Origin of the sequence: uncultured Aquimarina sp., from assembly GCF_947495315.1 — a bacterium.
Taxonomy (GTDB): Bacteria; Bacteroidota; Bacteroidia; order Flavobacteriales; family Flavobacteriaceae; genus Aquimarina.
Genome location: NZ_CANLYD010000012.1, coordinates 36,261 through 48,314, shown reverse-complemented (window position 1 = coordinate 48,314; position 12,054 = coordinate 36,261). Strand labels below are relative to the sequence as shown.

Here is a 12,054-nt window from a genome sequence, read left to right as displayed (position 1 = left end):
GTCAAAGTATGAAAAGGAACTAAGTCACAAGATCCGAGTCTTAATGTCCTTGACAAACCAGCTCTATATATTCTAGAGCTTATGCAAACATTAAAACCTTTAACAAATGTAAAAAAATTATCAAAGAATTGTTACTTAAATGCTTTAATCGCAAACAGTAATGGAAATAATTTATCAGAACTCTCGAACATTCCGTTTTTATTCTCTATCAAATCAGGAAAAATATCATATGGTGATTCGTCATATTCTCTAAGATATTCAATGGTTAATCCTGCTTCAGACAATGCTGAAACGACTTCTCCTAAACCGTGATTCCAACCATATTCCCTACTGATCATCTTAGAACTCGTATCGGCATATGTGCCTTCATATTCTTCATAGATAGCTTCTTTCTGATGATATCTATATTTAATCTTAGGAATTCCTTCTAGATAGTCAAACATCCAAACGATCGGATGAAACTCTACTATATAAAAAACACCTCCCATTTTCAATCTCTCAGCAATCATGCTACCCCAAGGTTTTAAATCTGGTAACCACCCAATAACACCGTAACTGGTAAATACGATATCGAACTGATCTTTTATATGATCAGAAGTATCTAAAACATTACAGCATACAAAATCAGCATCTAACTTCAATTCTGTATTTAATTGTTTTGCCAGTTCAATTCCTTTTTCAGAAAGATCTACTCCAGTACATTTTGCTCCCATCCTACTCCAGCTTAAAGTATCTTGACCAAAATGACATTGTAAATGTAATAGCGATTTCCCGGAAACATCACCTAATGCTTCTAATTCAAATTTCTTCAACGAAGTTTTACCTTTTCTAAATAATTCTAAATCATAAAAATCACTAGATGCATGAATTGTTACTTTCTCATTCCAGGTCTTCGCATTGGTCTTAAAATACTTTTGAAATTTCTTAGACATCATCCTTTTATTTAATGGTTCCTAAACTAAATATAACTAATCATTATAAATCTTACCTCATTATCTTCTTTTAGATAAACAAATCATAAAAAATTAGCGTTTAATTTTATACAGGTTAAATTTTATAAAAACCTTAAGACTTCTAGTCATCTCAGGTATTGCAAGGAGATTTTTTATTAACTAATTTTAAACTAATGAAACTTACCACACAAAACCTTCAACAAATCCCAGAGTTTATTCAGGTCCCAGATGATCAATTACAATGGTTAATTGACAAATCTTATGTAGAAATTTTAAAACAGGGTGAGTATCTTTTTCAGAAAGGCGACCCCATTGATAAGCTTTTTATTGTTCTGGAAGGAAAGATTGAAATCAAAGTCGAACAAAATGGCAACTACAAGCATGTATCATTAATGGATACAAACGAAATCGGTGGATTACTCCCTTTTTCAAGAGCTAGTTCAGCCTTAGGTTTTGGGGAAGTATTAGAAAATAGCGACGTTTTAGTCCTTGAAAAATCCTGTTTCAAAGAAATGATTTCTAATCACTATGAGTTAACTGAAGTTTTGGTACACAAAATGACCTCTCGAGTCAGAGAGTTCACGAAAGATAATGTACAGGCAGAAAAAATGATGTCACTAGGAAAATTGTCTGCAGGATTGGCGCATGAGCTTAATAACCCTGCTTCTGCTATGGTACGAAGTGCCAAAGCGCTAAAAGAACATCTAGGTAATGTTCCTGAAAAGTTCAAAAGAGTCGTTTCTATTAGAGCTACGGATACAGAAATAGATGTTATCAATACTATTCTTTTTGAGAAACTGAATAATCGCACAGAAAATAACATGAAACTCACTGAGCGCAATGAAAAAGAAGATGAACTAGAAGAATGGCTAGAAGATCACGGCGTAGACAATGGCTATGAACTGACCGAGACGCTTTTAGACTTTTGTATGGGTATTCCAGCAATGGAAGAGATTTATGAAGCGACTGGTCCAGAAAATTTTCCACATGCTATAGAATGGATAGAGAATGTGTTAACTACAGAAAAAATGGTTGATGAAATCGGCGAAGCCTCCGACAGGATATCTAACCTGGTAGGTTCTATCAAAAGTTATACACATATGGATCGTGCCCCCGAAAAAATCAATACAGATATTCATATTGGTTTAAAAAGTACACTTATCATGCTTAACCATAAACTGAAAAAGAAAAACATATCCTTAGAAAAAGATTTTCAAAAGAATCTTCCTGAGGCAAAGATTTTTGTTAGTGAAATCAATCAAGTCTGGACCAACCTAATTGACAATGCAATTGACGCAATGGATCACTCTGGAGTTTTGAAAATAAAAACTTCTAAAGATCAAAAATTCTTAAAAGTGGAAATTATTGACAATGGAGAAGGAATTCCAGAAGAACATCTGAACAGTATTTTTGATCCTTTTTTTACCACTAAGGCTATTGGAGAAGGGACAGGAATGGGACTAGAAGTAGTACAAAGGATTATTAATCAACATGAGGGTGATATTAAGGTGAAATCTAAAAAAGGAGAAACAATATTTACCGTTTGTTTACCAATTACTTAACTAAAACAATGAAAACAGTAACAGATATAAAAGGAACATTCCGATTACACAACGGAGTAGATATGCCGTATTTTGGACTCGGAGTATATTTATCCGATAATGACCAAGAAGTAGTTGATGCTGTTCAATGGGCTTTGGATACAGGATATCGCCATATTGATACTGCAAGTATTTATAAAAACGAAGAAGGTGTTGGGAAAGCCATACGCCAAAGTAGTGTTTCGAGAGAAGAGATTTTTGTAGTAAGTAAAGTTTGGAATTCGGATCAAGGATATGAATCAACTCTTAAAGCTTTTGATAAAAGTCTTGAGAGATTACAACTAGATTATATAGATCTGTATCTTATTCATTGGCCAGTTGAAGGAAAGTATATTGAAACCTGGAAAGCATTAGAGAAGCTGTATAAGGATGGAAGGATTAAGGCTATAGGTGTTAGTAATTTTATGCAACACCATCTGGAAAACCTTATGAAAAATTCGGAAATAATACCAATGGTCAATCAAATGGAATTTCATCCATATTTGGTTCAACAGGACTTGATTGATTTTTGTAATAAACATAAAATTCGGTACGAAGCTTGGTCACCAATGATGCAAGGAAAGATTTTTAAGCTTTCAATATTAGATGAATTGGCAAAAAAATATAATAAGACTATCGCTCAAATTGTCTTGCGATGGAATTTGCAAAAAGGAGTTATCACCATACCTAAATCTGCCAAAAAAGAAAGAATTATATCAAATGCTAATCTTTTTGATTTTGAATTATCCCAGGAAGATGTCTCCTATATTGATTCCTTAGATAGGAATCAAAGAATCGGACCAGACCCTGATAACTTTAATTTTTAGTCTGTTATAAATTAAAAAACAATGAAGAAACCTATCATATTTGCCCTTGATGATGATCCACAAGTATTACGTGCTGTAACTCGGGATTTAAAATCAGAGTATCGAAAAGAATATCGGGTTATGAGCACAGAATCCGCCAATGACGCCTTAGAAGCTTTAGAAGATTTAAAGAAGAAAAATGAGGTTGTTGCTTTATTTCTTGTGGATCAAAGAATGCCCGAGATGCTAGGAGTAGAATTTCTCAAAAAAGCAAAACATTTTTTTCCGGATGCTAAAAAAGTATTGCTTACAGCATATTCTGATACCGATGCTGCTATCAGAGCTATTAATGATGTACAACTAGATTATTATCTTACAAAACCATGGAATCCACCGGAAGAAAAACTATATCCAACATTAAATGATTTATTAGATACTTGGCAAATAAATTTTCAACCCGAGTTTGATGGTATAAAAGTGATTGGTTATCAATATTCTCCAAAATCTCATGACATCAAAGATTTTCTATCTGGAAATTTATTTCCTTTTCAATGGCTGGATGCAGAAACCAGTGATAAGGCTAAAGAGATTATTGAACTACATAAACTGACACCAACTGACCTTCCTGTAATTTCATTACAAGATGGTAATTGCTATAAAAACCCTGATATAGTAGAATTAGCTACTGCACTAGGTTTAAACGCCCATCCGCAAGACAATTTATATGATGTGGTGATTATTGGAGCAGGACCTTCAGGATTAGCAGCGGCTGTTTATGGAGGATCAGAGGGACTAAAAACGTTACTTATTGAGAAACATGCACCTGGAGGACAAGCCGGAACCAGTTCTAGAATAGAGAATTATCTTGGATTTCCGAATGGATTAAGCGGTCAGGAATTGACGCATCGTGCGATTACACAAGCTAAACGATTTGGGATAGAATTCCTATCTCCCCAAGAAGTTACTTCTATTACAGAAAAAGATGGATATAAAAGTATTTTATTAGGTAATGGTGAATGTATCAGCGCTAAAAGTGTAGTCATCACTACTGGTGTGAATTATAGAAAACTTGAAGCCGAAGGTGTTGAAAATTATACCGGAGCAGGTATTTATTATGGCTCATCTATGACTGAAGCACAAGCCTGTGCTAATAAAGAAGTATATATTGTGGGTGGCGGAAACTCTGCTGGACAGTCTGCTGTTTACCTTTCCAAATTTGCTAAAAATGTATACATCTCAGTTCGTAAAAAAGATCTTACGAGCAGTATGTCTAGCTATCTCATTGATCAAATTGATGCTATTGATAATATTACTTTATTAGGTAACACCAATGTCACTAAAGCTATCGGAGAAAACGAAAGACTTACTTCACTAGAGGTTACAAACGGTGTGACTTCTGAAACTAAAATAGTGGATGCAGATGCCTTATTTATATTTATAGGTGCAAGACCCTATACGGATTGGATCGCATTAGACATCATAAAAAATGAAAGAGGTTTTATAGAGACTGGAAGAGATCTCAATCGATATGATAATTTCAAAAAAATCTGGAAAAAAGATCGCGAACCCTTCTTACTAGAAACCTGTAGCCCAGGTATCTTTGCTTCTGGTGATGTAAGAGCTGGTGCGATGAACAGGGTAGCATCTGCTGTTGGCGAAGGTGCAATGGCCATAAAATTTGTACACGAATATTTAGCAGAAACATAATATGGGGTTTAAAACTAAAACTTGTAGTCATCTGGAAAATTTAAATACTCAAAACATCAAAAAAGATGACAGTTATAGATGTGCAGAATGTATAAAAATGGGAGATAGTTGGGTTCACCTTAGAACTTGTCAGGAATGTGGAGTCACACTATGTTGTGATTCTTCACCTAATAAACATGCTAGCAATCATTATGCAAATCATAACCATCCTGTAGTGATCTCCGCTGAACCCAATGAAAAATGGGCATGGTGCTATGAACATAAGACTTTTAAGAAATATTGAGATTTATAAAACTAGATAATTACCTGTAAGTTTAGGTTTTATACAGAATAATTAGACTTTTTATAACATATTTTGTAATAGTTAATCCTTAAATTTGTGGGGAAATTATAAGTCACAAAATGATATAAGTCTATAGAACTGATTCACTTTGTAATTTATTGTTTTTTAAATTCATCCGTATTTGTAATTTTTTAAAACCAATAACGACTTATAATTTATATTAATGAGGACACCGAATTTTTATTGTTTCAATTTACTTCTAATGACATAGGGAAGTATTGACAAGTAAGAAGGAAAAAGAGACCTTTTTAATCTACATCTTTTGCCCCAACTTTGTAGTGTAATAAATTAATTTATTAAACACGAATGTAATTTCGGGTAAAAAATATAGATATGAAAACTTTACATAACAACATCAAGGTAGTACTAACATTAGTTTTTTTTATCACAATTTTTTCTGGACATTCACAGGAGAAAATGTACAAAACTCAATTAGAAACTGTATATCTCAAAAATACCAAAGAAGTAGTTTATAAAAATACTTTTAGCAACTATAATGAAAGTTTAATTGCTTCTAATCAAATTAATTTCAAAAAAGAAATAAAAATTTCGAAGGGAAAAAACAGCTCTTTACTTTTTGTTTCAAACAAAAACAATATAGAATTAATTACAGCTTCATATCTGAAAACCATACGAAAAGCAGCAAATAGAAGCAGAGACACAGAGGCGTTTCAGACTTTTCTAATAAACAATTTACCGCAGTTATCACGTCAATTCGCTATTGACAACAATCTTAAAGAATTGTATTTTATATCCAGAAAGGATACCTTTAATGGGAAAATAGACGCTTTACCCAGCGTTCTATAATAACATACACAAACTCTAACATACTAAAATGAAGAATGCCTTACCCCTGGTATTGAGGATAATTGTTGCTATTATTCTCATACAAACCCTTAGATTTAAATTTACTGCTCATCCGGATAGTGTCTATATCTTTTCTAAAGTTGGCTTAGAGCCCTACGGTAGAATAGTTATAGGAATTGCAGAACTAATAGCCGGTGTTTTAATATTAATCCCTAAAACCGTTTGGATCGGAGCTACATTAACATTAGGAGTGATTGGTGGCGCCATCTTCATGCATATTACAAAATTGGGAATCGAAATTAATGATGATGGAGGAATCCTATTTATTACAGCAATGTTAACTTTTATTCTTAGTGCGATAATATTGTGGATTAAAAGAAAAGAAATCAAGTTTTTCTAAATAAAAAAAAACACAATATAAGATTATTAAAACCTCCTTAATTGGAGGTTTTTTTTTATGCTTAAGGAAAAATCGACAAGTAGTCGGGAAAAACCAACATTCCAAAAACCTCTTCATTCATTCATCTTTGTACTGTTAATTTAAAACAATATAAAAATGATAGTACATAATAAATCAATATTTAATTTAATAGAGATTTTCCGACAAGGGAAAAGAAAAATAGTAAACACTCTAAATGCCAAAGCACATTGTGACCAAAGAAGTCATCATGATTTTTATTGTGATGCAGAAAGACCTTATATACAAACCCAAAAATAAGAAAAGGGAAAAATTGACAAGTTGTAGGGAAAAACCAACATTTCAGAATCAACATTCCTATCGCATCTTTGTCTTATCAAATTAAAAGATAATTAAAATAATAAATATAAACCCATCCTGATATACATTCAGGATACTAAAAACAATAATCATGGCAACATTTGATGTACCAACAAGAGAAGAAGTAAACACTACAAATCAAGGAATCTTTGACAATCTAAATAAAGCATTAGGTTTCGTACCTAATTTATATGCAACCTATGCAAATAGTGAGACAGCTTTAGAAAACTACTTAAACTTTTCAAATGCTAAAACTTCATTAAAAGCTAAAGAAAAAGAAGTAGTAAATCTAGCGGTTAGTGAAGTAAATAACTGTATTTACTGTTTATCGGCACATACTGCGATTGGAAAAATGAACGGTTTTACGGATGAGCAAATACTAGAATTAAGAGCAGGATATGCTTCTTTTGATGCAAAACTAGATGCTCTGGCAAAATTAGCTAAAAATATTACCGAAAACAGAGGTCGTACAGATCAAGATGTCGTGGACAATTTCTTTGCTGCTGGATATGATAAAGGAAACTTAATAGATACTATTGTATTAGTAGGGGATAAAACAATTTCGAACTATATCCATAGTACTACACAAGTTCCTGTAGATTTCCCTGTAGCGCAGCCACTGGAGACTACAGTTGCATAAACGAAATAACCTACAATAAATAACTACTTACAAACTCTGAGAGGAAAGAAATAATCAAGAAATTCTTTCTTCTCAGAAAAACCAAAAATCATTTAAACAATAATTATAAATTTTAAAATCATGAAAAAGTTAATCACATTATTCACATTTATTTTTGCAATTACATTAAGCTCATCGGCTCAAGAAGTTAAAACGGTTTCTCTAGAGCAAACTAAAGGAGAGTTTACTCAGAAACAAGTTACTCTATCAGAAGGAAGTTATGTTTTTAATATTTCGAACAATAACTCAGGAACAGATGTAGGCTTCGTATTAGTGCCAGCAGGAAAAGATGCTTCGGATCCAAAAAATCATATTCAGGCGGCCTATGTAACTAAAGTAGTTGCGGAAGGAAAAACAGAAAGTTCTAAAACAGTAACATTACAAAAAGGAGAATATAATTACTTCTGTCCATTAAATAAAACTCCACAATACAAATTGATTGTAGAGTAATTACCCCAAAACAATTAAAAAAAGCTTCCAATATGGAAGCTTTTTTTGTTTAATTTTGTTTTATGTATCCTACTATTGAAAGACACATTTCAAAATATATTGAACTTACAGAAGAGGAGCAAAAGCGATTCACCTCTATTTTAATTCATAAAAAACTACGAAAAAGACAGTATCTTGTCCAAGAAGGAGATTATGTTGATTACGAATATTTTGTAATCAAAGGTTGCCTTAAAGCCTTTGAAGTAGATGATTTTGGAAACGAACATGTAGTACAATTTGCCATAGAAGATTGGTGGATCAGTGATTTTAAAGCTTTTTTTAAGGGAGAAAAAGCTTGCCTTAATATTGATTGTATTGAAGACTGTGAACTTATTGGTATTAAAAAATCTGATTTAGAACAATTATATCTTGACATTCCTAAATTTGATCGCTTTTTTCGTATTAAATTAACCAATGCTTTCGTTGCTTTACAGGATCGAATTCTCTCTTCACTAGAAAAAACTAGCTCAGAGCGTTATCTCGAATTTCAAAAAACATATCCTAATATCGAACAACGAATCCCCAATTACCTAATAGCCAATTACCTAGGTATCAAGCCAGAGAGTTTAAGTAGACTACGTAAGCAACTTGCCTCTTCTTAACATAGATCAATAAAATTTCATAACACACATCAATCATTTTATTATCAGTTACTTACGACATTTGTAATGTAGAAAATTATAAATCGTAAAACAGAAATAAAATGAAAAATTTAAAAGTATTATTAATTACCACATCACATGATCAATTAGGTACTACTGGTAAAAAAACTGGAGTTTGGTTAGAAGAATTAGCTGGACCATATTTTAAGTATCTAGATGAAGGAGCAGAAATAGTGATTGCATCACCAAAAGGAGGTATTATTCCTTTAGATCCTAAGAGTGAACTTCCTGAGTGGCAAACAGAATTTACAAAACGTTTTAACAGAAACACTGAAGCGCTAAATGCAATTCATAATTCCTTAAAAACTTCGGATATAAATCCATCAGAATATGATATCCTTTTCTTTCCAGGAGGACACGGACCCATGTGGGATTTAGGAAACAATCCTGAAGTAATAAAAATAGTTAACGCCTTTAATGATCAAGATAAACCCATTGGTCTTGTATGTCACGGGGTTGTTGCTCTAAAGGGCGCAAAAACAAAAAATGGAACCCCTATTGTAAAAGGCAGACGACTTACCTCTTTTAGTAACACCGAAGAAGCAGCTGTAGGATTGGCCGAAGTAGTTCCATTTTTATTAGAGACAGCACTTATAAATGAAGGTGCTATATATCGTAAAGGAGAGAATTGGACAGAATTTGTAATCGAAGATGGAAACTTGATTACCGGTCAAAATCCTCAATCCTCAGTACTTACTGCTCAAAAAACTATAGAATTAATAACCGTAAAATAATTATCAACTTTAAAAAACATAGAAATCATGATAACAGCAACACAAATTGAAAACAGAAAAACTCTCGCAACATTATTCTTTAATGCATATAAAAATCACGATCTTGAAACTGCAGTTTCTTATGCTACTTCCAATGGAACTTTTAGGTATGTTCCCCTTGGTGAGAACGGTATTGGAAAAATCAACGCCGATGAAGGTACTACTTGGAAAGGTATCGCTTCAGCTCTAATAGAAGCTTTCCCTGATCTGACAAATGATGTAAAAAGTATCACTATTGACAATGAAGGAAATGCAATAGTACGAGTATTCATTGGAGGAACTCAAAAAAACGAAATTCTGGGTATTCCAAGTAAAGGCAAATATTACAACACAGAACATTTATTTATTCTTAAGATTAATGATGATAACAAAATTGAGGATATATTGTCTTTCTGGGATAATTGGGATTGGTTTCAGCAAATTGGTTTTAATCCAAACGCTAGCTAAAAACAAAAGCTTCTAAACCCTAAAACCTTGTTAATTGAATTTAGCAAGGTTTTTGTTTTCTATATTTTAGCCAAAAACTAACTCAAGATGAAAAATATCATACTGTTATCCATATTTTCTTTATTTATGATTGCTTGTAAACAAGAAGCAAAAAAGGAATATAAATATGAAGATGATACAGAAATAAAAACCACCGAGACTACTAAGAATAAGATCCCAACTACTGCAGAATCCATCGCAAATGCTAATGGCTTTGAACATTGGAAAAAGGTGAAAGAAATAAAATTCACTTTTAATGTAGATCGAGATAGCAGTCATTATGAACGTTCGTGGAGTTGGAAGCCTCAAAAAAATGAAATTACTTTAACCACTGCCGAAGATACTATCTCTTATAACAGAGCACAAATAGACAGCACCTCATTAAAAGCTGATCAAGGCTTTATTAATGATAAATATTGGTTATTAGCACCCTTTAATCTAGTTTGGGATCAAGACAGTTTTACATCAGAACATCAGTCAAAAGCGATTGCTCCCATAAGCGCAAAAGAAATGCAAAAATTTACTATTGTTTATAAAAATGAAGGAGGCTATACTCCTGGAGATGCGTATGATTTTTATTTTGAAGGTGATTTTAAAATAAAAGAATGGGTCTTCAGAGAAAAAAATAAGGAAGAAGCATCTTTAATAACTTCCTGGGAAGATTATGAAGCCTTCAACGGAATCAAAATTGCCAAAACCCATAACCGTAATGAAGGTAGCTGGAAACTTCATTTCACCAATATTGAAGTTGTTATAGACTAGTTTTAATGTATATCATTTAGATACTCTTTTAGAAATAAAGAATGTAACTATTAATGCAATTATTGTTGCGATTAATAAAGCCGTAAAACTAAGTTTTAAACTATCTATTTTGGACAATAGTCCCAAAAATGGAGGGCTTATTAAAAATCCAAGATAACCAAAACCCGCTACAAAGGATATTCCCTCTGCAGAAGAAACACCGTTGGTTTTTCCGGCTAATCTAAACAACTCTGGTATAATTACCGAAAATCCCAGCCCCACTAATCCAAAGCCAGTTACAGTTAATATTAATGTAGAACTTAATACCGCAAAAAAACCAAAAGCGCTTATTAAACAGCCACCAATAATTATTGCAAAGGATCCAAAATGTTTGCTTACTGCATCTCCAAAAAAACGACCTAAGGTCATCATCACAGAAAAAGCGACAAAACCAAATCCAGAAACCTTTTCTGAAGAGATCATCACAATATCTTGCATATAGAGTTTACTCCAATGTTCTATTGCTCCTTCACTACCCATGATTAAAAATGCAATGATCGTAAGCCCTAAAAGTGGCTTTATAAGTTTTAGATCGAAAGACTTTTTTGAACCTTCTTCTTTTTTTCCTTTTATAGTTATGTACCCCCTACAAACTAAGATGTTTGTTATAATCACAAATAGTGTAGCACATAGCATATGTAATAGTGGAATCTGAAAATATGTAATTAAAAAGCTTCCAATACCAGCACCAATAACTCCCCCTAAGCTAAAAAAGCCATGAGATGCAGACATAATATGAATATCATCCTCTTGTTCAATATCCGATACTAGAGCATTCATTGCGATATCTGTTAAACATGCAAACAAACCAACTGCAAATAAGACAATACATAATAGTAAATAACTTGGAGCTACTATGGGCATAAGAAATAACAAAGAAAATAGTATGATTCCTATAATAGTTACCTTTCCCACACCAAGTTTTTCTATGATCAAAGAAGATAAAGGAATCATCACTAATGTTCCTAATGCAAAACAAAAAAGTGCAATACCTAATTGTGCGTCATCAATTAATAATTTTGCTCTCACTGTAGGAATATATAATACCCAAGTACCGGTCATAATATTTAATGACGCAAAAACCCAGGCCGGTCCAAAGTATCGTAATTTTGTAATAATTAGGTATAAAGAATTCAAGATGTGCTATTTAACATATTTACTATATATCAAAATTAGCTACAAAAAACACC

15 protein-coding genes are annotated in these 12,054 nt (G+C 32.6%); 13 read left to right on the top strand and 2 right to left on the bottom strand.

What is annotated here, in order from left to right; all coding sequences use genetic code 11:
- Window positions 1-131 precede the first annotated feature (131 nt).
- Window positions 132-932 carry a class I SAM-dependent methyltransferase gene (locus Q0910_RS19215; RefSeq protein WP_299219984.1) on the bottom strand — a complete coding sequence of 267 codons (801 nt, stop codon included), beginning with the start codon at window positions 930-932 and terminating at the stop codon, window positions 132-134.
- Window positions 933-1,126: 194 nt separating this feature from the next.
- On the opposite strand from Q0910_RS19215, the gene Q0910_RS19210 reads away from it, so the two are divergent.
- From Q0910_RS19210 to Q0910_RS19150, 13 genes are all read left to right on the top strand, one after another.
- The gene (locus Q0910_RS19210; protein ID WP_299219982.1) at window positions 1,127-2,515 is read left to right on the top strand and encodes an ATP-binding protein; all 1,389 of its coding nucleotides are present in this window, start codon (window positions 1,127-1,129) and stop codon (window positions 2,513-2,515) included.
- Between the two features lie 8 nt (window positions 2,516-2,523).
- Window positions 2,524-3,360, top strand: a complete 837-nt coding sequence (locus Q0910_RS19205) for an aldo/keto reductase (protein WP_299219979.1) — start codon at window positions 2,524-2,526, stop codon at window positions 3,358-3,360.
- Window positions 3,361-3,381: 21 nt separating this feature from the next.
- Window positions 3,382-5,046: a response regulator gene (locus Q0910_RS19200; protein ID WP_299219978.1), complete on the top strand. Its 1,665-nt coding sequence runs from the start codon at window positions 3,382-3,384 to the stop codon at window positions 5,044-5,046.
- A 1-nt stretch (window position 5,047) separates the two neighbouring features.
- A complete protein-coding gene (locus Q0910_RS19195) occupies window positions 5,048-5,329 on the top strand; it encodes a UBP-type zinc finger domain-containing protein (protein ID WP_299219975.1) in 282 nt (93 codons plus the stop codon).
- Window positions 5,330-5,722: 393 nt separating this feature from the next.
- Window positions 5,723-6,196 (top strand): hypothetical protein, encoded by a 474-nt coding sequence (locus Q0910_RS19190; RefSeq protein ID WP_299219973.1) that lies wholly within the window; start codon window positions 5,723-5,725, stop codon window positions 6,194-6,196.
- Window positions 6,197-6,224: 28 nt separating this feature from the next.
- Window positions 6,225-6,596 carry a DoxX family membrane protein gene (locus Q0910_RS19185; protein ID WP_299219970.1) on the top strand — a complete coding sequence of 124 codons (372 nt, stop codon included), beginning with the start codon at window positions 6,225-6,227 and terminating at the stop codon, window positions 6,594-6,596.
- Window positions 6,597-6,752: 156 nt separating this feature from the next.
- Window positions 6,753-6,914, top strand: a complete 162-nt coding sequence (locus tag Q0910_RS19180; protein ID WP_299219967.1) for a hypothetical protein — start codon at window positions 6,753-6,755, stop codon at window positions 6,912-6,914.
- Window positions 6,915-7,065: 151 nt separating this feature from the next.
- Window positions 7,066-7,614 (top strand): carboxymuconolactone decarboxylase family protein, encoded by a 549-nt coding sequence (locus Q0910_RS19175; protein ID WP_299219964.1) that lies wholly within the window; start codon window positions 7,066-7,068, stop codon window positions 7,612-7,614.
- Window positions 7,615-7,734: 120 nt separating this feature from the next.
- Window positions 7,735-8,103 carry a cupredoxin domain-containing protein gene (locus tag Q0910_RS19170; RefSeq protein ID WP_298548141.1) on the top strand — a complete coding sequence of 123 codons (369 nt, stop codon included), beginning with the start codon at window positions 7,735-7,737 and terminating at the stop codon, window positions 8,101-8,103.
- A gap of 62 nt (window positions 8,104-8,165) precedes the next feature.
- Window positions 8,166-8,744: a Crp/Fnr family transcriptional regulator gene (locus Q0910_RS19165; protein ID WP_299219961.1), complete on the top strand. Its 579-nt coding sequence runs from the start codon at window positions 8,166-8,168 to the stop codon at window positions 8,742-8,744.
- A gap of 101 nt (window positions 8,745-8,845) precedes the next feature.
- Window positions 8,846-9,538 (top strand): type 1 glutamine amidotransferase domain-containing protein, encoded by a 693-nt coding sequence (locus tag Q0910_RS19160; protein WP_299219959.1) that lies wholly within the window; start codon window positions 8,846-8,848, stop codon window positions 9,536-9,538.
- A 27-nt stretch (window positions 9,539-9,565) separates the two neighbouring features.
- Window positions 9,566-10,024 carry an ester cyclase gene (locus tag Q0910_RS19155; protein WP_299219956.1) on the top strand — a complete coding sequence of 153 codons (459 nt, stop codon included), beginning with the start codon at window positions 9,566-9,568 and terminating at the stop codon, window positions 10,022-10,024.
- Window positions 10,025-10,111: 87 nt separating this feature from the next.
- Window positions 10,112-10,825 carry a hypothetical protein gene (locus Q0910_RS19150; RefSeq protein WP_299219952.1) on the top strand — a complete coding sequence of 238 codons (714 nt, stop codon included), beginning with the start codon at window positions 10,112-10,114 and terminating at the stop codon, window positions 10,823-10,825.
- A gap of 12 nt (window positions 10,826-10,837) precedes the next feature.
- Here the strand turns inward: Q0910_RS19150 and Q0910_RS19145 are convergent, their stop codons facing one another.
- Window positions 10,838-12,001 carry an MFS transporter gene (locus Q0910_RS19145; protein WP_299219949.1) on the bottom strand — a complete coding sequence of 388 codons (1,164 nt, stop codon included), beginning with the start codon at window positions 11,999-12,001 and terminating at the stop codon, window positions 10,838-10,840.
- Window positions 12,002-12,054 lie beyond the last annotated feature (53 nt).

Bases quoted from the DNA above. Each gene is read 5' to 3' on its own strand.
- Q0910_RS19215 (WP_299219984.1), bottom strand. From the start codon at position 932: ATGTCTAAGAAATTTCAAAAGTATTTTAAGACCAATGCGAAGACCTGG.
- Q0910_RS19210 (WP_299219982.1), top strand. From the start codon at position 1,127: ATGAAACTTACCACACAAAACCTTCAACAAATCCCAGAGTTTATTCAG.
- Q0910_RS19205 (WP_299219979.1), top strand. From the start codon at position 2,524: ATGAAAACAGTAACAGATATAAAAGGAACATTCCGATTACACAACGGA.
- Q0910_RS19200 (WP_299219978.1), top strand. From the start codon at position 3,382: ATGAAGAAACCTATCATATTTGCCCTTGATGATGATCCACAAGTATTA.
- Q0910_RS19195 (WP_299219975.1), top strand. From the start codon at position 5,048: ATGGGGTTTAAAACTAAAACTTGTAGTCATCTGGAAAATTTAAATACT.
- Q0910_RS19190 (WP_299219973.1), top strand. From the start codon at position 5,723: ATGAAAACTTTACATAACAACATCAAGGTAGTACTAACATTAGTTTTT.
- Q0910_RS19185 (WP_299219970.1), top strand. From the start codon at position 6,225: ATGAAGAATGCCTTACCCCTGGTATTGAGGATAATTGTTGCTATTATT.
- Q0910_RS19180 (WP_299219967.1), top strand. From the start codon at position 6,753: ATGATAGTACATAATAAATCAATATTTAATTTAATAGAGATTTTCCGA.
- Q0910_RS19175 (WP_299219964.1), top strand. From the start codon at position 7,066: ATGGCAACATTTGATGTACCAACAAGAGAAGAAGTAAACACTACAAAT.
- Q0910_RS19170 (WP_298548141.1), top strand. From the start codon at position 7,735: ATGAAAAAGTTAATCACATTATTCACATTTATTTTTGCAATTACATTA.
- Q0910_RS19165 (WP_299219961.1), top strand. From the start codon at position 8,166: ATGTATCCTACTATTGAAAGACACATTTCAAAATATATTGAACTTACA.
- Q0910_RS19160 (WP_299219959.1), top strand. From the start codon at position 8,846: ATGAAAAATTTAAAAGTATTATTAATTACCACATCACATGATCAATTA.
- Q0910_RS19155 (WP_299219956.1), top strand. From the start codon at position 9,566: ATGATAACAGCAACACAAATTGAAAACAGAAAAACTCTCGCAACATTA.
- Q0910_RS19150 (WP_299219952.1), top strand. From the start codon at position 10,112: ATGAAAAATATCATACTGTTATCCATATTTTCTTTATTTATGATTGCT.